17 protein-coding genes are annotated in these 22,594 nt (G+C 67.3%); 13 read left to right on the forward strand and 4 right to left on the reverse strand.

Translation table 11 applies throughout. The annotated features are described in order from the left end of the window. The first annotated feature begins 86 nt into the window (after positions 1 to 86). From BLQ10_RS21015 to BLQ10_RS21045, 7 genes are all read left to right on the forward strand, one after another. Entirely contained in the window at positions 87 to 1,025 is a 939-nt protein-coding gene (locus tag BLQ10_RS21015; RefSeq protein ID WP_091564935.1) for a proteasome assembly chaperone family protein, read from the forward strand. Between the two features lie 34 nt (positions 1,026 to 1,059). Further along, positions 1,060 to 2,391: an MFS transporter gene (locus BLQ10_RS21020; protein ID WP_091564936.1), complete on the forward strand. Its 1,332-nt coding sequence runs from the start codon at positions 1,060 to 1,062 to the stop codon at positions 2,389 to 2,391. 207 nt (positions 2,392 to 2,598) lie between these two features. Continuing rightward, the gene (locus tag BLQ10_RS21025; RefSeq protein ID WP_091564937.1) at positions 2,599 to 3,858 is read left to right on the forward strand and encodes a sensor histidine kinase; all 1,260 of its coding nucleotides are present in this window, start codon (positions 2,599 to 2,601) and stop codon (positions 3,856 to 3,858) included. Further along, positions 3,855 to 4,511 carry a response regulator gene (locus BLQ10_RS21030; RefSeq protein ID WP_091564938.1) on the forward strand — a complete coding sequence of 219 codons (657 nt, stop codon included), beginning with the start codon at positions 3,855 to 3,857 and terminating at the stop codon, positions 4,509 to 4,511. Before BLQ10_RS21025 ends, BLQ10_RS21030 begins: the two co-directional genes overlap by 4 nt. Positions 4,512 to 4,593: 82 nt before the next feature. Next, complete coding sequence (locus BLQ10_RS21035) at positions 4,594 to 5,472, forward strand: hypothetical protein (protein WP_091564939.1); 879 nt, start codon at positions 4,594 to 4,596, stop codon at positions 5,470 to 5,472. Between the two features lie 211 nt (positions 5,473 to 5,683). Beyond that, entirely contained in the window at positions 5,684 to 7,342 is a 1,659-nt protein-coding gene (locus BLQ10_RS21040) for a DUF4192 family protein (protein ID WP_091564940.1), read from the forward strand. Positions 7,343 to 7,624: 282 nt separating this feature from the next. Further along, complete coding sequence (locus BLQ10_RS21045; RefSeq protein WP_091564941.1) at positions 7,625 to 8,962, forward strand: RNA polymerase sigma factor; 1,338 nt, start codon at positions 7,625 to 7,627, stop codon at positions 8,960 to 8,962. 247 nt (positions 8,963 to 9,209) lie between these two features. Here BLQ10_RS21045 and BLQ10_RS22910 read toward each other — a convergent pair whose 3' ends face one another. Next, on the reverse strand, positions 9,210 to 9,431 hold the full coding sequence (locus tag BLQ10_RS22910) for a DUF7455 domain-containing protein (protein WP_026266251.1): 222 nt from the start codon (positions 9,429 to 9,431) through the stop codon (positions 9,210 to 9,212). Between the two features lie 251 nt (positions 9,432 to 9,682). Between BLQ10_RS22910 and BLQ10_RS21055 the strand changes: the two genes are divergently transcribed. Continuing rightward, the gene (locus tag BLQ10_RS21055; RefSeq protein WP_091564942.1) at positions 9,683 to 11,791 is read left to right on the forward strand and encodes a DNA gyrase/topoisomerase IV subunit B; all 2,109 of its coding nucleotides are present in this window, start codon (positions 9,683 to 9,685) and stop codon (positions 11,789 to 11,791) included. Between the two features lie 15 nt (positions 11,792 to 11,806). Here BLQ10_RS21055 and BLQ10_RS21060 read toward each other — a convergent pair whose 3' ends face one another. Next, a complete protein-coding gene (locus tag BLQ10_RS21060; RefSeq protein WP_091564943.1) occupies positions 11,807 to 12,796 on the reverse strand; it encodes a M56 family metallopeptidase in 990 nt (329 codons plus the stop codon). A gap of 6 nt (positions 12,797 to 12,802) precedes the next feature. Then, positions 12,803 to 13,189, reverse strand: coding sequence for a BlaI/MecI/CopY family transcriptional regulator (locus tag BLQ10_RS21065; protein ID WP_091564944.1), 387 nt, complete (start codon positions 13,187 to 13,189; stop codon positions 12,803 to 12,805). A gap of 320 nt (positions 13,190 to 13,509) precedes the next feature. On the opposite strand from BLQ10_RS21065, the gene BLQ10_RS21070 reads away from it, so the two are divergent. Genes BLQ10_RS21070 through BLQ10_RS21085 form a run of 4 tightly spaced genes read left to right on the forward strand, consistent with a single transcriptional unit; the run spans position 13,510 to position 20,939 of the window. Then, the gene (locus BLQ10_RS21070) at positions 13,510 to 15,105 is read left to right on the forward strand and encodes a cytochrome ubiquinol oxidase subunit I (RefSeq protein ID WP_091564945.1); all 1,596 of its coding nucleotides are present in this window, start codon (positions 13,510 to 13,512) and stop codon (positions 15,103 to 15,105) included. Positions 15,106 to 15,162: 57 nt separating this feature from the next. Then, entirely contained in the window at positions 15,163 to 16,212 is a 1,050-nt protein-coding gene (cydB, locus tag BLQ10_RS21075) for a cytochrome d ubiquinol oxidase subunit II (RefSeq protein WP_091564946.1), read from the forward strand. An 8-nt stretch (positions 16,213 to 16,220) separates the two neighbouring features. After that, positions 16,221 to 19,877: a thiol reductant ABC exporter subunit CydD gene (cydD, locus tag BLQ10_RS21080; protein ID WP_091564947.1), complete on the forward strand. Its 3,657-nt coding sequence runs from the start codon at positions 16,221 to 16,223 to the stop codon at positions 19,875 to 19,877. Between the two features lie 9 nt (positions 19,878 to 19,886). Then, positions 19,887 to 20,939, forward strand: a complete 1,053-nt coding sequence (locus BLQ10_RS21085) for a GNAT family N-acetyltransferase (protein WP_091564948.1) — start codon at positions 19,887 to 19,889, stop codon at positions 20,937 to 20,939. A 70-nt stretch (positions 20,940 to 21,009) separates the two neighbouring features. On the opposite strand, the gene BLQ10_RS21090 is transcribed toward BLQ10_RS21085, so the two are convergent. Beyond that, positions 21,010 to 21,528 (reverse strand): DinB family protein, encoded by a 519-nt coding sequence (locus tag BLQ10_RS21090; protein WP_091564949.1) that lies wholly within the window; start codon positions 21,526 to 21,528, stop codon positions 21,010 to 21,012. 283 nt (positions 21,529 to 21,811) lie between these two features. On the opposite strand from BLQ10_RS21090, the gene BLQ10_RS21100 reads away from it, so the two are divergent. After that, positions 21,812 to 22,594, forward strand: a 783-nt coding sequence (locus BLQ10_RS21100; protein WP_175558718.1) for a DUF222 domain-containing protein, incomplete at its 3' end; no start/stop codon positions are given.

The raw sequence follows: 22,594 nt of genomic DNA on the forward strand, positions 1-22,594 counted from the left end.
CTGACTGGCTGGTTCTGCCTGGCACCGTCCCGACGACGGACCGCGCCCCGCTTCTCCCGCCGCCGCCATCGTGAAAGGAACACGCCGTGATTGAACGGATTTCCGGCTCTTTGCTGGATCCCCAGTCGCTCTACATCCGTGATGACGCGCTGTTCTCCAGCGCCGAGCTGCGCGGACTCAACCTCGTCATGGGGTTCACTGGCTTTGCCGACGCCGGCCACGTGGTCCGGCAGATCACCGCGGAACTGCTGGACACGCTCGATGCCGAGATGATCGCCGAGTTCGACGCCGACCAGCTGATCGACTACCGCTCCCGGCGCCCGCAGATCAGCTTTGTCGAGGACCACCTGCAGGATTACCAGGCGCCGAGCCTGGCCCTCTACCGGCTGGTCGACGGGCTGGGCAGCCCGTTCCTGCTCCTGGCTGGGTTCGAGCCGGACCTGCAATGGGAACGCTTCGCGCGTGCCGTCGTCGGCCTCATCGAGGAGCTTGACGTCAACCTCGTCACCTGGATCCATTCGATTCCGATGCCTGTGCCCCATACCCGGCCGGTCGGTGTGACCGTGCACGGCAACCGGCCGGAGCTGATCGAGGGAATCTCGGTATGGAAGCCCACAGTGGAGGTTCCGGCTGCGGTGGGCCACATCCTGGAGCTGCGGCTGACGGAGGCCGGCCGGAACATCGCCGGCTATGTGATCCATGTGCCGCACTACCTGGCCGAAGCCGAGTATCCCACGGCCGCCGTGGCCGGGCTGGAGTACCTGGGCGCGGCAACGTCCCTCATGCTGCCGACCGACCGCCTGCGCGAGGCGGGACGCGAGGTGGGCCGTCAGATTGCCGAGCAGATCGAGGCATCCGAGGAGGTCCAGCAGGTGGTCTCACGGCTGGAGACCCGGTACGACGAAAAGGCCGAGGGGACGGTCCGGAGGTCGCTGCTGGCAGATGAGAACGACCAAATCCCCAACGCCGATGCCCTTGGTGCTGCCGTCGAGGCGTACCTGGCCCGTAAAGAACCCGGCGAATAAATACTATTTTTTGTGAACCGGGCATAATGGGGGAGTGACCTCTCCCCGCGCCTGGCTGATCTGGATCATCGGGATCTTTGCCTATCTCGTGGCGGTCAGCCAGCGCACCTCTTTCGGGGTGGTCGGCCTGGAGGCAACGGAACGCTTCCACGCCAGCGCGGCCGAGATCTCCTTTTTCACCGTGCTCCAGCTGCTGGTCTATGCGGCGCTGCAGATTCCCGTAGGCATCCTCGTGGACCGGTTCGGCTCCCGCGCCATGCTGGCCGGCGGCGGCGTCCTGATGGGACTCGGGCAGCTTCAGCTGGCATTTGCGGACAACATCCCCGGCGGAGTTCTCGGACGCGTCCTGGTGGGCGCAGGGGACGCCATGACGTTTATCTCAGTGATCCGGCTTATCCCGCTCTGGTTCGCGCCGGGGCGTGTGCCGCTGCTGACCCAGCTGACGGGCATGTCCGGGCAGCTGGGCCAGCTCTTCAGTGTGGTGCCGTTCGCGATGATCCTGCACTCCGCGGGGTGGACTCCTGCTTTCCTGACACTCGCGGCGATGTCGGGCCTCGCCGTCGTGCTGGTCCTCCTCCTGCTTCAGGACCTTCCGCCCGGGCACCCGCCTCCTTCGCCATCCCAGGGGCTGCGCGCCACTGGCATTTCGCTGGCGCACGCCTGGCGGCAGCCCGGAACCCGGCTCGGGCTGTGGAGCCACTTCACGGTCCAGTTCAGCGGCACGGTTTTTGCCATGACGTGGGGCTACCCGTTCCTGATTTCCGCCCAGGGGCTGGACCGCGGTACCGTCTCGGCCCTCATGGCGCTGTACGTGGCCGCTGCCATTGCCGCCGGACCGCTGATGGGCAGATTCGTTGCCCGGCATCCGCTGCGGCGCTCCACCATGGTGCTCCTGATTTCCGGTTGCACCGCCGCCGCCTGGGCAGCGGTTCTGCTGCTGCCGGGACGCGCACCGCTTTGGCTCCTGGCTGCCCTCGTGGTGACCCTGGCCGTCGGCGGCCCCGGCTCCATGATTGGCTTCGACTTCGCCCGGACCTTCAACCCGGCCCACCGGCTTGGCACCGCCACCGGCATTGTCAACGTGGGCGGCTTCATTGCCGCACTGGTGTCCATCTACCTGATTGGGCTGGTGCTCGACCTCCTGCATGCCAGCGGGTTCTCCCAGGGCGAGCTCTACGGCCTGGATTCGTTCCGGGTGGCTCTCAGCGTGCAGTTCCTGCTGCTTGCCGGGGGAGCAGTCGCCATCATCGTGACCCGGCGGAAGGTCCGGCGCCAGATGGCGGCCCAAGGGGTCATGGTTCCGCCGCTGCTCAAGGCCCTCGCCGAGCAGCGCAGGCTGGTCGCGGAGCGCCGCCGCACACCCTGATCCGCTGTTTGACGGGAGGGCGGCTCTGCGGGATGCCTGCAGGCCACAGTCGCTGTGCCGAAGCCAATTAGCATCCTCTATGTCTGTGGTGGCTGATGTGTCCGACGTGGTTGACGGATCATCCGCAAGAGTGAAGTTGTTCATCATCCGGGTGGAACTCACTCAGAATCAGCGTTGGTGGTGCGGAAGCCCGCTTAGGGTGAAGGCATGTTCAAAACGATCCAGTCTCTGAGGCTCCTCGCAGCACCGGCCACGGCCGTGCTGCTGATGGGGACACTCCTTATCCTGGAGGAGCGCCATTTCGACCAGAACAGCGCCCTGCTGTTGGCACTCCTAACGGGTGTCGCCGTGGCCGAGATTCTGCCGGCGGCCTCCCTGGGGCTGGTTTTCATGGCCCTGGTCCTGCAAAGCCTCAAGGTCTTCCCGCTGGTCCTCCTGTCCGGCGTGCTGAGCTACAGTGCCGTTCCCGTGGTCATCTTCTTCGCCGTCATCGGCTGGAAAACCCGGGACCGGTGGGTTCCACCTGTTGCTGCTGTCATGTTCGCCGGCATCACGACCATCAACTGGTTCACCGACCAGACCTGGATCAACGTCATCTTCGCCAGCCAGATCTACGGCAGGGGACTACTGCGAACCCTGACCTACGCATTTCTGATCTTCGGAGCGTTCGCCGCCCTGAACCTCGCCGCCTGGGCCGTCGGTGTGGCCGTCAACAACGTCTCGAGGAGCCGACGGGCGCAGCTCGCGGCGGAAACCCGGCTGCGAGAGACCGCGACGGAACTCGCCATCGAACAGGAACGCAACAGAATCGCCGGGGAACTTCACGACGTTCTGGCACATTCACTGACAGTCATCGTGGCGCAGGCCGACGGAATAAGCTTCATCCACCGCACAGAACCGGAAACCGTCGAAGAAGCATCCAAAGTCATCGCCGAATCGGCGAGGACTGCGCTGGTCGAAACGCGCCGGCTGATCGAAGGCTTCTCCACGGAACTAAGCAACCCACCGACCCACAAGGTTGAGGACCTGGCGGTTCTTGCCCAACGGCTGAGCTCCAGCGGCATGCCCGTCACGATCGAAACCGCAGGCGAGCCGTGGGACATGACCGCAGTCCAGCAGCTGACGGTCTACCGGCTGGCCCAGGAAAGCCTGACCAATGCCTTCAAGCACGGGGACCGGGGCCGGGGCACACACCTGCATCTGCTCTGGACCGAGACGTCCCTCGAACTCCGTATCAGATCGTCCCTGGTCACCAGCCCGGCCGCGATGCCGAACAGCGCCCCGTCCGGACGCGGGGTAGCAGGAATGAAGGCCCGCGCCGCAGCCGCCGGCGGATGGGTCGAAACAGTCCGGAGCGAAGAGACCTTCGAAGTGCTGGCGTTCCTCCCCTCGACCGGTCCTGACCAGCAGGCACCGGCTGTCCTTAACATGTCCCGCCTCCGCGTCTTGGAAGGATCACGGTCATGACCAATTCGCCCATCCGGATCGCCCTGGCCGATGACCAGCCGCTGTTCAGTGCCGGACTCAAAATGATCCTGCGCAGCCAGACGGACATGGACCTTGTCGGCGAAGCCGTCAACGGACAGGCAGCCGTCGAACTCGTGCGGGAGGCTTTCCCGGATGTGCTCCTGATGGACATTCGGATGCCTGTCATGGACGGAATCACGGCCACCAGGACGATCCTGGAAACTCCCAGTCGAACGACTACCAAGATCATTGTTCTGACCACCATCCAGCACGACGAAGCCGTCGTCCGCGCCATCCAGGCCGGCGCCGCCGGCTTCCTGACCAAAGACACCACGCCCGACTTCCTCCTGGCCGCCATCCGAACGGTTCATTCTGGCCATTCGGTGATCGCCCCCGCCATCACGAACGAACTTCTGCGCGATTACACCACGCCCTCGGCCGGGAACGACGCCGCTCTGGCCGAACTGTCCGGGCGGGAACGCGACGTGTTCCTGCTGACCGCCAAAGGGCTGGGAAACGCCGAGATCGCCGCGTCACTCGTACTCAGCGAGGCCACAGTGAAGTCCCATGTGGGCAGCATCCTGTCCAAACTCAAGCTGAAGAACCGGATCCAGCTGGTCGCCTTCGCCTACGAAAACAACGTACTGAACTAGCCCCACCGTCCCACCTGCAGGGGCCTTCGCGCACAGCCAAGGCCGGTCACCGCACTGCTCCAACCAGCTTTAGGAATTAATCATGAAAAAGAAGACAATCGGCGTCGCTGTCTTGATTCTTGGCACCGGAGCCGCGCTGGCCGCCGCGGCCATCCCGGCCGCGCCGATCACCCCATCTGCGGAGCCCGTCGCAGGGATCATCCGTCAGGCTGAGGCCTATGCCCAGGCGGATCCGGTCGCCGAAAAGGGCATGCAGGAAGTCGTTCGGCGCTGCATGGCTAAGGCCGGTTTTGACTACACACCACCCATGTGGGACAAGCCGTTGGACCTCAACGGAGTCATCGGATTCAAGCGGCTCACGATCGAGGCCGCCAAAGCCACCGGTTACGCCAGCACCGGGCCGCAGGGCCCCCGCGAGCCCGCGCCAGAGTCTCAAGTCGGGCAACTGTTCGCGGACCCAGCGTTTAACACGGCCCTCGCCGGGACCAGCGGCTCGACCAACATCACCACGGTGCAAGGGATGGGGGCAACCTCGGGCGGCTGCCGAGGCGAGGCCATGACGCGGATCTATGGCGGTGCCGAAAATTACATGCTCGCCACCGGTCTCGCGTCCAATTCACTATTCCTCGCGACAAATTCCGCTTCCGGCGACCCGGGCATAGCCACGGCCATCAAGGACTGGAAAGCCTGTATGAATGAAACTCCCTACTCCTCCTACGCGAACCCCCAGCAGGCCGCTGATGCGGGAAAAGTTGCAGGCGGACAAGAAGAGTTCAGAATCGCCGTGACCGACGCCGTCTGCCGGGACAAGACCGGGTTCCACGCCGCGCTGGACAAAGTCCTCGACAAGTACCTGACAACCCGCATGCAGCAACTTGCGCCGGAGATCGAAAGGGTCAAAGAGATTCGCCGAAGCGCCGCGGCGAACGCGGCAGCCTTGGGCGGACCAACACCGAAATAGTCGGCATCGGCACTATATCCGGAGGGGTCCTGTCAGCAGTCGGGGGTGGCAGGACCCCCGTCCGTGGCGCTGGTGCCGCCACATTCGTTGCGAACTTATCGGCGGCGTTGACTCGTTCGTGGACGTGGGAGACATCTTTGTCCGCACGCGGTTATCCACATAGCGCAGTCCGGTACTGCCGCGAGGAAGCGGTCGCCGCGAAGCTGGGCTCATGACAGCTCCAGATCACTTGAGAATTACCGGGCCCGAAGACATCCTAGGCTTCATCCCGCACTCCCTCGGCTACTGGCCGGAAAACAGCCTCGTGGCCATGACCCTGCAAGGCAAACGGCTCGGAGCCACCTTGCGGGTCGACCTCCCCGTGCCCGGTAGCGCCGGCGACCGCGGGGGCGGGAGCGGCCGGGGAGGGGGTGGCTCCAGGGCCAGCGGGCGCGGGAGCGCCCTCCCTAAACGCGGCTCCGGCCAGAGGGATCTGCTGGCCGACTTCGCACGAAATGTCGTGGCGTACCTGCAGGCGGACGACCTGGCCGACGGTTCGCTGCTGGCCTTCTTCACTGACACCGATACGGACAGTCCCGGCGGCGGCCATGCGTGGGCGGGACTGCTCAAGGAACTTGAGCTTGCCCTCGAGGCAGCCGGCTTGCCCTTGAGGGACGCCTGGATGATCGGTGCCGAGTTCTGGCGCAACGCGTACTGCGATGATCCGGAGTGCTGTGGGACGCGCGGCAGGCCGGTCGAGCAGATCAGGAACAGCAGGCTCAATGCCGAGATGGTTTACCGCGGCAGCAGCGTCGGCGCCGTCCCCGGCGCGCAAGGGACCAAGCCGGCGCCGCTGCCTGTGGACCCCGCGGTGCGCGCGGCCGAGTGCGGCTGGGCGGAGCAATTCTCTCCGCGACGGCGGGACCGGGCCCAATTTGACCAGGTCCTCGATGTCTGGACGATGGCCATGCAGGCCGCCACCGGCTGGGAGTATCCTCCTGGCCCCCCACCGAGCGCCCTGGCCCCCGGGACCACCGCCCCCGACGCCGGGATGCCCGATGCGGTGAACCAGCCCGCCGTGAACCAGCCCGCCGTGAACCAACCCGCCGGGAACTTGGATCCCAGCACCTTCGATCCCAGCACCCTCGAGCCCAGTAGCTTGGATCCCAGTAGCTTGGATCCCCTTAGCTCCGATCCCAGGGCCGCGGGCCAGCCACTCCAGTTCTCACCCGAACTGGCCGGCTATCTGCGGGCCAGCCTGTGCGTCCCGTCATGGCGGGACGCCGTGCTCGTCATGGCTGCCGCCGGACGGTCCGCGGCCGAACGCGGCGCTGAGGACTTCGGCATGTTCGACGCGGAAGCCGGGTCTGCCGACTTGCCCGGAACCATGTCCGTTTCACGGCTCGGACCGACGCCTAGCCCTTTGTCAGGGACCGTGTCGGACCGCATGCCCGACCGCATGTCCGATCCCGCTTCCCGCCCCAGGTCCGTTCTGGGGAACCCCCCGCCGGAGGCGCCCGCCGTCGGCGGGCCGGCTGCCGGCGCCATTCCAGGTGCCGAAGCGGTCGCCGGCTACGGGGAGGTCCTGCTCGGACTGGCGCCATCCGTCCCGGATTGGACCCTGATGGTCGGGCTCCAGCGGGTTCTGGAGCGGCTCGGCGCTCTGGGTGACGGGGAGTCCACTGCAGCCGCCGTGACGGCACGGGGCTGGATCGAATGGTGCCGTGGCCGCGGCTCCTACGCCGACGCATTGTACCAGCAGGCCTTGCAGGAGCACCCGGGATACAGGCTCGCGGAACTGCTGGCAGAGCTTGGCCGGCGCGGCACCCTTTGCGGCTGGGCGGCCAGGCGAGAGGCCGCCTGGCAGAAGTTTGCCCCTGACGCGGCTTGAGTAACTGAGGCGGCGCGGAACCCGCGGCAATATTGTGGACCGGCGTCCCGAAAGGCACTCAGGGTGAAAACCGTGAGACAATGGTTGCCGAGACCCGGTTGGGTCCGTGTATCAAGTGCCCTAAATGTTCCTTGGAAACAGGGAACATTAAGGCCATCCCAGCAGTTCTACTTAGTGGCTCTGCTGGTCGTGGTAGCACCTGATGTTGAACACGGACTTGACAGGGTCATAGTGGTGTTGCCCGTATGGTGATTCCGCAGACCGCAGCTAGAAAGGTTTTCAGTGACCCCGTCTTCCGCGAAGAAGGAACCCGCCGACCAGGCCGAATTGTCCCCTGAGGAGAAGAAGGCGGCGACCAACGCCAAGCGCGCCGCCACGCGCGCAGCCAACAAGGCTGTCAAGGACGCCGCTTCCGCAGAGGGTGGCGACACCGTTACCGGAGTCGCCAAGCCTGAGCCCAAGAAGCGCGGGCCCAAGCCCGGCGCCAAAGCCGCGGCAGAAGCCGCAGGCAACTCAGCCAGTGCGTCTGACGACGACGTCGACGCCGAAGAGGATCTCGACGACATCACGCCCGACGCAGCCGAGCTCGGCGACGAAGTAGAAGGCGAAGAAGTCGCCGGCAAGGCCGCGGCCGCCACCGGCACCGGCTTCGTGTACTCCGACGCCGACGACGACGACGCCCCCGTGCAGCAGGTCATGTCCGCCGGCGCCACCGCCGACCCCGTCAAGGACTACCTGAAGCAGATCGGCAAGGTCGCCCTGCTGAACGCCGAGCAGGAAGTGGACCTGGCCCTGCGGATCGAGGCCGGACTCTTCGCCGAGGAGAAGATCGCCGCCGACGGCGGCACCATGGATCCGAAGCTCAAGCGTGAGCTCGAATTCGTCATCCACGACGGCAAGCGTGCCAAGAACCACCTCTTGGAGGCCAACCTCCGCCTCGTTGTCTCGCTGGCCAAGCGTTACACCGGCCGCGGCATGCTGTTCCTGGACCTGATCCAGGAAGGCAACCTGGGCCTGATCCGTGCGGTCGAGAAGTTCGACTACACCAAGGGCTTCAAGTTCTCCACCTACGCCACCTGGTGGATCCGCCAGGCGATCACCCGCGCCATGGCCGACCAGGCCCGCACCATCCGCATCCCGGTGCACATGGTGGAAGTCATCAACAAACTGGCCCGCGTCCAGCGCCAGATGCTGCAGGACCTCGGCCGCGAACCCACGCCGGAGGAGCTGGCCCTCGAGCTGGACATGACTCCGGAAAAGGTCGTGGAGGTCCAGAAGTACGGCCGCGAGCCCATCTCGCTGCACACCCCGCTTGGCGAGGACGGCGACTCCGAGTTCGGCGACCTCATCGAGGACTCCGAAGCCGTGGTGCCCGCGGATGCCGTGAGCTTCACCCTGCTGCAGGAACAGCTGCATTCGGTGCTGGACACGTTGTCCGAGCGTGAAGCCGGCGTGGTCGCGATGCGCTTCGGCCTCACCGACGGTCAGCCGAAGACTTTAGACGAAATCGGCAAGGTCTACGGCGTGACGCGCGAGCGCATCCGCCAGATCGAATCCAAGACCATGTCCAAGCTGCGGCACCCGTCGCGCTCACAGGTCCTGCGCGACTACCTGGACTAAGCGCCGACCGGCCACAGGCCAGGCGACGTGCACAGCAACGCGGGGTCACATCCTGCCCGCCCTCATCGGAGGAACGGGCAGGAAGTGGCCCCGCGTTGCTGTTACTGCCGCCAAGTTGCTGGATGCGGGTAGCCCACGGAAGCACGTCTCTTAACGAATCAGGGCCCCTCCGATATGGAGGGGCCCTGATGCAGTGGTCTCAAGTCGCCCGGAACCCTGTAGGGCGCCGAGCCGAATCCGGTGCGGTCTAGTCGACCGGAACCGGGGCCTTCTGGTGAAGGCGGTCAGTCTCGTCATGCCAGTCTGAGCTGAGCGGCTTGAGTGTCGGCTCTACGGCGCGTGCGTGGTGGCCGCAGAAAAGAAGCTCACCGCCGGAGGCACCGAGAACAACTCGGACATATGCCTGTGCCCCGCAACGATCGCACCGGTCTGCGGCGGTCAGTGTGCGGTCCGCAACTGCTGTTGTCATGTTCGGCCTCCTTAGTAGATCGGTATACCTATATAACCAGCATTCGTGGCCAAACCATGGCACGGATGGCCTACTTTCGCTGTCCGCGTATCACGTCTCCGTAACGGCGAGTGGCCGGAGAGTCCCTGCGGGGAGTGGCAAACCGTCGATGACCCGGAGTCCGACTAACCTAGGAAGAGCGTCAATTTCTGTGACTGCCCGCCTGCGCACGCTGCAGGGGCGGTCCCGATCCTGTAAGGAGTTCACGACCCGTGGCACCCAGTTCTGATTACACCGCCCGGCACCTCTCCGTGCTGGAGGGCCTCGAGGCCGTCCGTAAGCGCCCGGGCATGTACATCGGCTCCACGGACTCCCGCGGACTCATGCACTGCCTTTGGGAAATCATCGACAACTCCGTGGACGAGGCCCTCGCCGGCTTCGGCCACGACATCAAGATCATCCTGCATGCGGACAATTCGGTGGAGATCCATGACGACGGCCGTGGCGTTCCGGTGGATGTCGAACCGAAAACCGGGCTGACCGGCGTCGAGGTGGTTTTCACCAAACTCCACGCCGGCGGAAAGTTTGGCGGAGGCTCCTACACCGCGTCCGGCGGCCTGCACGGTGTGGGTGCCTCCGTGGTCAACGCGCTCTCGGCCCGTCTCGACGTCGAAGTGGACCGCGGCGGCAAGACCTACAAGATGTCCTTCCGCCGGGGGGAGCCTGGCCGGTTCAAGGATCCCGGCACCAAGCCGGACCCCGCGACGCTCTTCGAACCCTTCATCGACGGCTCCGTGCTGGATGTCGTGGGGAAGGCCAAGCGCGGCGTGACCGGAACCCGGATCCGCTACTGGGCGGACCGGCAGATTTTCACGCCCGACGCCAAATTCTCCTACGATGACCTCGCCGCACGTGCCCGCCAGACCTCCTTCCTGGTCCCCGGGCTGAAGCTCACGGTCCGGGATGAACGCAGGGTTGCCGGCACGCCAGGCGAATCGGGCCCGCATGAGGAGGTCTTCCACCACGACGGCGGCATCTCCGAGTTTGTCGATTTCCTCGCCGCCGACCCGGCCGTCACGGATGTCTGGCGCCTCCACGGTGCCGGCAAATTCAAGGAAACCGTCCCCGTCCTCGACGAAAAGGGCCACAGCCAGCTCGCGGAGGTCGAACGCGACTGCGAGGTCGACGTCGCGCTGCGCTGGGGCATCGGCTACGACAGCACGGTCCGCACCTTCGTCAACATCATTTCCACGCCCAAGGGCGGCACCCACCAGTCCGGCTTCGAGCAGGCCCTCCTCAAGACGTTCCGCAAGGCCGTGGAGACCAATGCCCGCAAGCTCAAGGCCGGCAACGACAAGATCGAAAAAGACGACATCTTTGCCGGGCTGACCGCAGTCCTGACCGTCCGGCTGGCCGAACCGCAGTTTGAGGGCCAGACCAAGGAAATCCTGGGCACGTCGGCCGTACGGGCCATCGTGGCCAAGGTGGTGGAACGGGAGATCAGCGCCAAGCTGATGTCCGCGAACCGCAACGACAAGGCCCAGTCCGCGCTGCTGCTGGAAAAGATCGTCAGCGAGATGAAGTCCCGCATCTCGGCCCGGGTCCACAAGGAAACCCAGCGCCGCAAGAATGCGCTGGAAACCTCCTCCATGCCCACCAAGCTCGCCGACTGCCGCACGGACGACGTCGGACGCTCCGAACTGTTCATCGTCGAAGGTGACTCCGCACTCGGCACCGCCAAGCTGGCGAGATCCTCCGACTTCCAGGCGCTCCTGCCGATCCGCGGCAAAATCCTCAACGTCCAGAAAGCCTCTGTGGGGGACATGCTCTCCAACGCCGAGTGCGCGGCCCTGATCCAGGTGGTGGGAGCCGGCTCCGGCCGGACGTTCGACATCAGCGCCGCCCGGTACGGCAAAGTGATCCTGATGACCGACGCCGACGTCGACGGCGCCCACATCCGCACCCTGCTCCTGACGCTCTTCTTCCGCTACATGCGCCCGATGATCGACGAGGGCCGCGTCTTCGCCGCCGTCCCGCCGCTGCACCGAGTGGAGGTGGTCAACGCCGGCCAGAAGGCCAACGAGATGATCTACACCTACTCCGAGGCTGAGCTCCATGTCCTGCTGGCGCGGCTCGCCAAAGAGGGCAAGCGCTACAAGGAGCCGATCCAGCGGTACAAGGGGCTGGGCGAGATGGATGCCGAGCAGCTGGCCGAAACCACCATGGACCCGCGTCACCGGACACTCCGCAAGGTCGGGATCGAGAACGCCAAGCAGGCCGAAGAGACTTTCGACCTCCTCATGGGCTCGGACGTGGCGCCGCGCAAGGACTTCATCATTGCAGGCGCCGCGAACCTGGACCGGGAGCGCATTGACGCCTGACGGCAGGGGCCGGCGTTAGCCGAGCAGGCCAGGGACCAGCAACAGGGCCGTCGGCACGGCCAGCAGCAGCACGCAGCATGCCAGGACGACGGCGCGCAGGGGTTCCGACAGCGGCGGCCGGGGCGAGAGCAGGCGGCTGACGCGGGACGCCGTCGTACCGGCCGAGCCAGTGCCCCCGGTGGCGCCGGGCTGGCTGGGGTCGACGTCGGACGGGCCGGGCTCGCCGAACGCCAGGCGTGCCGCCGGAGTGGCAGGAGACCCGCTGGCCACAATGGCAATCGCCTTGATCAGGGTCGCCTTGCTCTCCGTCTTGAGCGCGACGTCGTCGGCAAGCATTTCGATCAGGGAGTTGACCGACTCTTGCGCCAGCCGGGTGGTGGGGAGCCACGGCAGGGCCTGGCGCCACGCGGCGAAGGCCCACAGCAGGAGGTGGTGGCGCTGGCTCAGGTGCGCATTCTCGTGAATAAGCACGGCACGCAGCTCAGCGGGCTCTAGGGCGGCCATGAGCCCGTCGGAGAGAACCGTCACGGACCGTGCGCCGCCGGGCAGGCAGTACGCCACGGGCGAGTCCACGTTCAGGACCATGGTCCCCGGGCCGTCGGAGGACGGTGAGGCCAGAAGGTCCAGCAGTTCGCGGTGGCGCCTGCGCTGGCGCTGGATCTTGTAATAGGTCAGCAACAGGGTGAAAACGAGGTGCGCCGTCAGCAGGGCCGCGGCCGAGAGCGCAAAGATGTGCCAGAAGCCCAGATCGGTGGTGGGGGCATTGTTGAAGACCATCCCCGCCAGGGCCCGCAGGCCGGAGACCAGGTTATCCCCGACCGGCTCGAGCCCGTAGACCAGCATGGCGCCGATCATGGACAGGCCGCCGGCCAGGGCGATCGCCTGCCACAGCAGCATTGCCGTGAAGGGGGAGCGGGCCGGCCACTGGGCACGGGAGAGGAGGATAGGCACCGGCCACGCCAACGCTATCGCCAGGACCGCCAGAAAATATGAGGTCCAGAACATCGGGCGCTAGCTGCGCCCCAACAGCTTGCGCAGGGTTTCTGCTTCGTTGTCCGTGACGGAACCAATGAACCGGGCCAGGACGGCCTCGCGGTCCGGGGCGGAGCCGAGGACCTCGTGCATGAGCTCCGCGGTATGGTCCGCGCGGCTCGAGACGGCCTGGTAGCGGTGCGGGCGGGTACCGCGTTCGCGTTCCACAAGGCCCTTGCGCTCGAGGCGCGAGAGTACGGTCAGCACCGTGGTGACCGCGAGGTCCTTGCCCACGTGCCCGACGGTGCCGTCCTGGGGCTGGGTGCTCTGCGCGAGGAGGTCCCGCAGCGTGTTGGCCGTCGCAGCTTCTTGGCCCGCCCAGAGCAGGTCCATCACTGCCCGTTCCAGTTCACCGAGACTTGCCATTGCGTACATCCTTCTGTGACTGCCGCGCCGGCGTCGTGCTGGGAAAATGCTGGTGGCTGCCGGTGCGGTGTATGTGAACACTTCAGTTTCAAATCTATCGCGTTTTGCGCATTCTTTCTACATGAAGTAGAACACGGCTGTCCGGCGTGTCGGGCGGCCGGCCCCGGAGGCGCCGGGCGGGGGCGGCCCGGCCATTGCAGGCCGTGACGCGCCGTGGGAGTCTGAGTTACAGGGAAGCGCCGTTGTGTTCTACACTCTGTAGAAGACTTACTTCTACGCCACGTAGAAGTTGCTCGACCTAGCCAAAAGTAGGGACTGCCTTGGACGCCTTGGAAATCGCACGCTGGCAATTTGGAATCACCACGGTCTACCACTTCATGATGGTGCCGCTCACGATCGGCCTCGGGCTGGTGGTGGCCGTGATCCAGACGCTTTGGTACCGCACTGGCAAGCCGGAATATCTGCGCATGACCAAGTTCTGGGGCAAACTCTTCCTGATCAACTTCATCATGGGCGTCGCCACCGGAATCGTGCAGGAGTTCCAGTTCGGCATGGCCTGGAGCGAGTACAGCCGCTTTGTGGGCGACGTGTTCGGCGCCCCGCTGGCCATGGAAGCGCTCCTGGCCTTCTTCGTCGAGTCAACGTTCCTCGGCCTGTGGATCTTCGGCTGGAAGCAACTCAAGCCCGGTGTCCACCTGGCCTGCCTCTGGGTCGCCGTGATTGGCTCCGTGTTCTCCGCCTACTTCATTATCGTGGCCAATAGCTGGATGCAGCACCCAGTCGGCGTCGAAATGGTCAACGGCCGGCCCGTCATGACCGACGCATGGGCCGTCTTCACCAACAACACCGCCCTCGTCGCCGTGCCGCACACCCTCTTCGGCGCCCTCGCCGTGGCCGGGGCCTTCCTCCTCGGCATCGCCTGGTACCACCTGTGGCGCCGCCGCCACGACGGCATCGACACGATCGGGGCCGACGGCAAGGTGATTCCCGGCGAAGCCGCCGGCATTCTTGGCCGGGACCGCAACGACCACACCGTCTGGATCCGCTCCCTGCGGATCGGCGCCGTCGTCGCCATGATTTCCTTCGCGGGCACAGCCGTCACCGGGGACCTGCAGGGCAAGCTCATGTTCGAGCAGCAGCCCATGAAGATGGCCGCCGCCGAGGCCGCCTGCCACGACGGCACCGGCTTCTCGGTCCTCAGCGTCGGCAACGTCGGCTCCAAGAACTGCGACGACGTCGTGGCCGTGATCGAGGTCCCCGGCATCCTGTCCTTCCTGGCCAAGGGCGACTTCACCACGGAGGTCAAGGGCGTCAACAGCCTGCTGGGTGAGTACCAGGCCAAGTACGGCACCGAAGTGCCGAACAACCCTATCTACGGAGATCGCGCCGGCCAGCAAATCCAGTACGTGCCCGTCATGGAAGTCACCTACTGGGGCTTCCGGATGATGATCGGCTTCGGCGGCGTGGCCGCCCTCGCGGCCCTTGTGGCACTGTGGGCCACGCGCAAGGGAACCGTGCCCGCCTCCCGCGGACTCATGCGCCTGGCGGTGTTCGGCATCCTCGCACCGTTCGGTGCCAACGCCGCGGGCTGGATCTTCACCGAGATGGGCCGCCAGCCGTTCGTCGTCGCCCCAAACCCGGACCCCAGCGGAATCGATCAGGTCTTCATGTTCACCGCCGCGGCCGTCTCGCCGGGAGTCTCGGCAGGCGAGATCCTGACCTCCCTCGTGGTCCTGACCTCCATCTATGCGGTGCTGCTGGTGGTGGAGGTCAAGCTCCTGGTCAAGTACATCCGCGGCGGCGTCGCCTCGGCCATGCCGGAACTTGTGCATGCCCCCGTCGACGAAAACGAGGACAGCACGCCCCCGGGCGGTCCGGGCAAGCCCGACGACGACGTCCTGGCGTTCGCCTACTAAACCCCGCAACCCACCCAGCCAGCAACCCCACACGGAAAAGCGCAGAGGACTCTCAGCATGGAACTGCTACCCACCATCTGGTTCATCGCCATCGCGGTGCTGTGGACGGGCTATCTCTTTCTCGAAGGCTTCGACCTTGGAGTCGGGATGCTGATGAAGGTATTCGCCCGGAACAACACGGAGCGCCGCGTCCTGATCAACACGATCGGCCCGGTCTGGGACGGCAACGAGGTCTGGCTCCTGACCGCCGGCGGTGCCACCTTCGCGGCCTTCCCGCTCTGGTACGCCTCGCTGTTCTCCGCACTGTACCTGCCCCTGCTGCTGGTTCTGGTGGCGCTCATCTTCCGTGCAGTCGCCTTCGAATACCGCGGCAAGGTGGACAACCCCCGGTGGCGCGCCCGCTGGGACTGGGCCATCTCGGCAGGGTCGTTCGTCGCGGCCTTCGGCGTCGGAGCCGCACTGGCCCTGACCACCACGGGAATGCCGCTGGATGCCAACGGTGACCGCGAGGGCGGGCCGTTCGCCTGGTTCAGCGGCTACGCCGTGCTCGGCGGGCTCGCCGTGGTCGGGTTCTCCCTCCTGCACGGGCTCGGGTTCCTTGCGTTGAAGACCGACGGCGAAGTCCGCCACCGGGCGCGGGCGTGGTTCGTCCGGTTGCTGCCCGTGCTGCTGCTGCCTATCGCCGGATGGGCAGTGAGCCTCCAACTCCTCAGCGGCGAGGCCTGGACCATCGCTGCCGTCGTCGCCGCGGTCCTCGCGGCAGTCCTGGCGTGGAATTTCGCCCGCAAGGGTGCCGAAGGCCGTGCCTTCATGTCGCTGGGGGCATTCCTCCTGCTCGGCAGCGCATCCATCTTCGGTGCCGCCTTCCCCGTCGTGCTGCCGTCCACCCTTAATCCCGCGTTCAACCTGACAGTCTCCAACGCCTCGTCCTCGGACTACACCCTGGGCCTGATGAGCATCGTGGCCTGCATCGGGCTGCCGCTGGTCCTGGCATACCAGGCCTGGACGTACTGGGTGTTCCGGCGTCGCGTGAGCGCGGCGCACATTCCCGAGGCGCACAGCTTCCTTCCCGCGATCGCCGCCAAAGCCCTGGCACCGAAGGACTAACTTCCCTGATGAGACCGTTCCCCGCCGGCCCTGCGACCCGTTCCGCCCTCTACCTGCTGGGCCTGCTGGCCGCCCTGAAGGCGCTGTCCCTTGTGCTGATGGCTCAGGCTGTGGCATCGATGCTCGCCGGGCTCGCGGCGCATGACCCCGCTTGGGCAGACCAGTTGGTTCTGGGCGTCGCCGGAGCTGTGCTTCGCTCACTGACCGTGTGGGCCCAGACAGTGGCCTCGCGCCGGGCGGCGCTCGGGGTGAAGGAGGAACTGCGCTCTCAGCTGCTGGAGCAGGCGCTCAGGAACGGAACGCGCGCGTCCGGGCCCGCCGACGGCGGCCTCGCCGTCCTGGCCACCCGGGGGCTGGACGCCCTGGATAACTACTACACCCAGTTCCTGCCAGCGCTGGTGAACTGCGCGGCCATCCCGCTGCTGCTGGGGGCCCGCATCCTGTTTGCCGACTGGATCAGCGCGGTGGTGATCGTGCTGACGGTGCCGCTGGTGCCGCTGTTCATGGTCCTGATCGGACGGTACACAGAGGAACGCGTCAGGGAAGCCCAGTCCGCACTGGCACGGCTCTCCGGCCACATGCTCGAGCTCGCCAAAGGCCTGCCCGTCCTCGTCGGCCTGGGCCGGGCCGCCGCCCAGCGCCGGGCGCTGGAGGACATGTCCGAGGAATACCGTTCCCGGACCATGGGGACTTTGCGCACCGCCTTCCTCTCGGCCCTGGCCCTGGAGCTCATCGCAACCATTTCCGTGGCGGTGGTCGCCGTGTTCATCGGCGTCCGCCTGGTTAACGGCGACATGGCGCTTGAGGCAGGGCTGCTTGCGCTCATCCTGGCTCCCGACTGCTACCTGCCGCTCCGGGAGCTTGGCACCGCACACCACGCCAGCGACGACGGCCGGGCAGCGCTCGCCGAAACCACTGCGGTCCTCGCGGACCCGGGAGCCACGCCGCTGAACCCGGCGCCCGCCGCCGGGGCTGCCGGCGATGCCCCTGACGGGCCACCTGCCGTCACCGTGGACGGGCTGACCGTTCGGTTCGGCGGACGCACGGACGCCGCCGTCGGTCCGCTGAGCTTCACCGCTCCTGCCGGCCGGATCACGGCACTCGACGGGGCCAGCGGTGCCGGCAAGAGCACCGTGCTCGGAGTGCTCGCCGGGACCATCGGCACCGGCATGGGAACCGTCGTGTCCGGAGGCCTCGGAGGATTCACGACGGCGGAGGTCGCCTGGGTGCCACAGCACCCCGTCATGGTGGCCTCCACGGTGCTGGACGAGATCCGCCTGTATCTCGGCGTTCCCGCCTATGGACCCGACGCCGGCGCAGCAGGCCCTGCCGCCGGTGCTCCGGCCGGCACTTCGGTCAGCACTGCGGCCGGCGCGGAAAAAGATGCGGCAGCGCAGCGGTGCCTCGCGGCCGTGGGCGCGGAGCACCTGGCCGCCAAGCACCCGGCCGAGCTGAGCCCGGGGGAGCTGAGGCGGGTGGCGCTGGCCCGCGGGCTGGCGCGGATCGAGGCCGGAGCCAGCGTGCTGCTCCTGGATGAACCCACCGCCCATCTGGACCGGGGAACGGCCACAATGGTCAACCAGGCACTCGCCGGGCTCCGGGGACAGGTAACTGTTCTGCTCGTCGCGCACGACCGGCAGACCCGTGAGCTTGCCGACACGCTCGTTGCGGTGGCTCCGCACGGCGGCGGACACCACGGGATCGAACTTCCGGACCCCGTCACACCATTGACGGCATCCGCCGGGAGAACCGAGGACGTGCAGGCTGCGGCAAGCCTGCCGCCTTTCGTCGTGGGTGCCGCGACGCTGAGTCCTAGCCAGGGCGCGACCTTGAGTCGCCGTGAAGCTGGCCCCGCGCCTGCCGTGACCGTCGGCTCGGCGGGCTCAGTCACCTCCCAGCTGCGTCGCCTGCTGGCCCCGGTAATGGGTCGGTTTGCCGCCGCCGGAGCAGTAGGCACATTGGCGGCGCTGTTCGCCGTCGCCCTCGCCGGGCTGTCCGGCTGGCTGATCATCCGCGCCAGCGAGCAGCCGCCGATCCTGTACCTGCTCACCGCGATCGTCGGCGTTCGGTTCTTCGGCGTCGGCCGGGCGGGACTGCGGTACGCCGAACGGCTGCTGCTGCATGACGCCGTGTTTGCCGCACTGACCCGGCTCCGGGGCCGGCTGTGGCAGTCGCTGAGCCGGCGGGCACTGTCCTTGCGCCGACTCCTGCAGGGCGGCAACGTCCTGGGCACGGTGGTGGACGACGTCGACACCGTCCGCGAGCTCCTTCCCCGCGTCGTGCTGCCACCCGTGACTGCCATAGCGGTCGCCGCGGCCGCGGTGGTCGGGATCGGGTTGCTGCTTCCCGCGGCGCTGCCCGCTGTGGGCGCGGCAGCGCTGCTGAGCATTGTCGTTGCCCCTGCACTGGCGTTGGCCGCCGACCGCATGTCTGCCGGCACCGAACAAAAACTCCGCTCCGGCGTGCTCCGTCACGTGGCCGCCGCCCTGGACGCCCGCGCAGAACTCCATGCGAACGGCGTGAGCGCCTCCGTGCTTGGTGCGATAGGCCGGGCCGACCGGGCCGCGACCGCTGCCTCACAGCGCTCGGCCTGGGCGGAAGGGCTCGGCCAGGCCCTGACCGTCCTGGCTTGTGCCGGGGCCGCCCTGGCCAGTGCCGTGCTGGCCGCCCCGCTCGCTCTTAGCGGCGCGGTCGAACCGGCGACGGTCGCCGTCGTCGTCCTAGTCCAGCTTGCCCTGGTGGACCCCTACGCGGCCATCACCACGGCCGTGCGTCAGTACCCGGCGCTGCGCGCCGTAATGCGGCGGATCAGCGAGGCAGGGGTCCTGGAGCCGGGCGCCAACGATGAACAGGACGACGACGCCGGCGCAACCGGCGGCCTGGTGCACGTGCCTTCGCGCCCCGGCGGCAGGCCCGGGATCGAACTGGTGGACCTCGCTGCCGCGTGGCCCGGCGGCGGCAACGTCTTTACCGGACTCACGGCCGAGGCCGGACCCGGGCGCTGGCTGGCCGTCACCGGTGCCTCCGGCTCCGGCAAATCGACCCTGCTGGCCGCGATCCTGGGTTTCCTGCCGGCGGCCAGCGGCCACCTGTACCTGAGCGGACGCGCCGCGTGGTGCCCGCAGGAGGCGCATCTGTTCGACTCCACCATCCGCGGCAACCTTCTCCTGGCCCGGCCGGAGCCGAAGCCCGCACCCGGCGCCAGTACAGACGGTGCCGCGCGTGCGGCCGGGGCCGCCCCTGCCGGAAAGGCCGCTGCGGCCGAAGAAGACGAGCAGATGCACGCTGCCCTCGACGCCGTCGGACTCGGTCCGGTGATGGCCCGGCTTGAGGACGGGCTGGACAGCCGGATCGGCCCGGGCGGGGCGTTCCTCAGCGGCGGGGAACGTACGCGGCTGGCCGTTGCGCGCACGCTCATGACCGGGGCCGATGTCATCTTGCTCGATGAACCGACGGCGCACCTCGATGCGGAGTCAGGCAGGCTCATGCTCGCCGAATTGCGGGACGGGCTCCGCGACCGGACCGTTGTCCTCGTCACCCACAACCCGAACGATATCGACGCCGCTGACACCAGACTTGACCTGGACGCCGCGGCTGCCGCGGCCGCCGCGGGCGAAGGTCCGGCGCCGGCGGCCGTGCTGGCGCGGGGGTCGCCCGCCCATTAGCCTGTTGCCATGAACCAAAACGGCGAGCTCCAGCCCCGGCCCGCACTCGATCCCCGGCTGTCCTGGCGGGCGGCGAAGCGCAGGGACCTCGACGCGTGGGCCGGGCTGATCGCCCGGACCGCCGCCGTCGAGCAGCCCGTCTGGTTTGAGCGCCGGGCGGATCTGGAACAGATCCTGGAGTCGAAGAACAACCCCGTGGTGGCAAACACCATCCTCGGCTTCGATGCGGAGGACGTTGCCCGGGCCTACGGCCGGATCACCAAGAACCGCGACGGAGACAAAGCGATCGGCTCCGGCTGCGTTGACCCTGAGTGGCAGGGGAGCGGGGTCGGTACCGGACTGCTGGGCTGGATGGAACAGCGGACCAAGGACCGCTTTGCAGAGGACGCAGGGACGGCGGGGCATGCCGACGAGGCCGGGGACGCACGCGACGCCGTCCCGCGCCCGAGGCTGCGGCTCCACATGGAGCAGCAGCACCAACACCAGGCCGCCTTGTTCGCCGGCGCTGGCTACGGCATTGTCCGCTATTACAACGAGATGCACCGGCCGCTGAGCCAGACTGTGCCGGAAACCGTCCTGGACCCCGGACTGGAGCTCGTGACGTTTGGACCGGCGCTGCATGAACCGGTGCGGCTGGCGCACAACGCGGCATTTCGGGACCACTGGGGCAGCGAGCCCCGCGACGAGGAGGCATGGGGCTTTGTGGTGAACGACCCGCAGGCCCGGCCGGACCTGAGCGGCGTCGTCCTGGACCGTTCCACCGGGGCGGTGGCCGGCTACCAACTGGCCACCCACGACGCCGAGGCCGCCCTGAGCCGGGGGTTCCGCGAGGGGTACACGGAACTCCTCGGCGTCCGGCGGGAATTCCGGGGCCGCGGCATCGCGCAGGTGCTCCTGGCAGATGCCATGCGCCGCTTCGCCGATGCGGGGATGGACGTGGCCTCACTGGACGTCGATTCGGAGAACCCGACCGGAGCCCTCGCGCTCTACGTCAAGATGGGCTACGCAGCGGTCAACCGGAGCATGGCGTGGGACAAGGATCTCCGGCCGGCAGCGCCGTAGGCGGCCGCTTTAGAGGCCGCTCTACATAGCGGAGCGCGGACTTACCGTCTGGGTGCCAGCCGTCGGCGTGCTAGCCGTCCACGTCGTGGAGGTGATGGACGACGTCGTGAAGGAAGTACTGCGCGAAGGTCAGGACTGTGAACACTGAGCCGTTGCTCCGGGTTCCCTTGCGCCCCCAATCCTGCTCCGGGACCCGCGCGAAGGACGCTGCAATCTGCTCGCCCTCGGCGGTTAATTCAGCGCCCACTACGGCTGGGTCGGCGTTGGCGTAGTCCTTCTCGATTGCCGTTTTGTCCTGGTCCCAGTCATCGAACCGGGCATCGTCCTCGGTCAGCATGAGGGAAAGCCGGTGATCGAAGAGCGTGAAGACGTCCCGGACGTGGCAGCCGTACTCGAGGACGGACCACGTGGCCTCAGCGGGGCGTTCTGCCGCGTCCGGCCGTCGCAGGGCCGCCCGCCACCGCGGGAGCATGCTGGTGACCATCCCCGGCGCCGTGGCTGGGGTTGCAGCGGAGGCATCGAAACCGCACTCGGGGCAGGGCCGTGACAGGACCCAGGTCCAGTCCTTGGTATCCGGGATGATAGGCATTCCAGCAGTGTAGGTGCATTTGGTCCGCCGGGCATCCCGACTCCTTGCGGCGGCCGGGGTGGGGCACAGTTGCAAGGTCACGTCTACATCGTGGTCTCGTTCATTGCAGTTGTGCTGCGGCGGATCTTCTCGACGACCAACCCGGCCGGGGCGATATCGCCTTCGTTGCCAGGGTCACTAATAATGTCGTACCCCTTTGGCAGACTCTGGTTATGGAAGCCGTCAGGGATTTCATTGCTTGCGAGGACGCGGACCGGGGCCCAGCCCCGGTCCAGCAACCCGTGTGGACGGCGCCCTGGCCGCGCTCCAGACGGTGAGTGCGACGGCGGTGGAGGACGCGGCGTCGTGGGATCTCCGGGCCGCGTCGGACTTCGCCGGACAGGTGGAGGAGTTCTCGCGCACGGTGGAGTATCTGCAGCTGGTGGCGGCCGCCGCCGTGGACCGGACCAGGAAGCAGTCCACAGTCGCCGCCGCCGGGGTTGCCGCTGGGGCGGCCACCTCGTGGACCACGGGCTGGCGGGAGAGCCCCGGCGGATGGGAGACCGGCGGATCCGGAGCCGCGGAGCCTGCCGGCACCGCGGCAGCAGGCGCGGCCGCGTCGGCATCTGCGTCTGCGTCTGCGACGGCGACCCCGGCTGACGCGTCATCCGGGCCCGCGTCGGTCGTGGATGACGGGTACCGGAACACCGCGGAGTTCCTGCGGGCGCGGCTGCGGATCGGCGCCGCGGAGGCGCGGCGCCGGCTCTCCCTCGCCGAGGCTGTGCTGCCCCGGGAGGGACTCGCGGGCCGGCCGGTGCCGCCCGTGCACCAAGAACTCGCCGCCGCCGTCGCGGCCGGCGAGGTCGCGTCCCGGGCCGCGACGGTCATCGCCGTCGCGCTGGAGCGGGTGCGGCCGCTGTGCGACGCGGATGCCGCGGCCCGGATGGAGCACGCCCTGACCCGCACGGCCGCCGAGAACGACGCCGATTTCCTCGTCCGGGTCGCCCGGAGCTGGGCCGACGCGCTGGACCAGGACGGCGCCGAGCCCTCCGAAGAGCTGCTGCGCCAGCTCCAGGGCGCCTTCATC

This window comes from Arthrobacter sp. ok362, assembly GCF_900102785.1.
Taxonomy (GTDB): Bacteria; Actinomycetota; Actinomycetes; order Actinomycetales; family Micrococcaceae; genus Arthrobacter.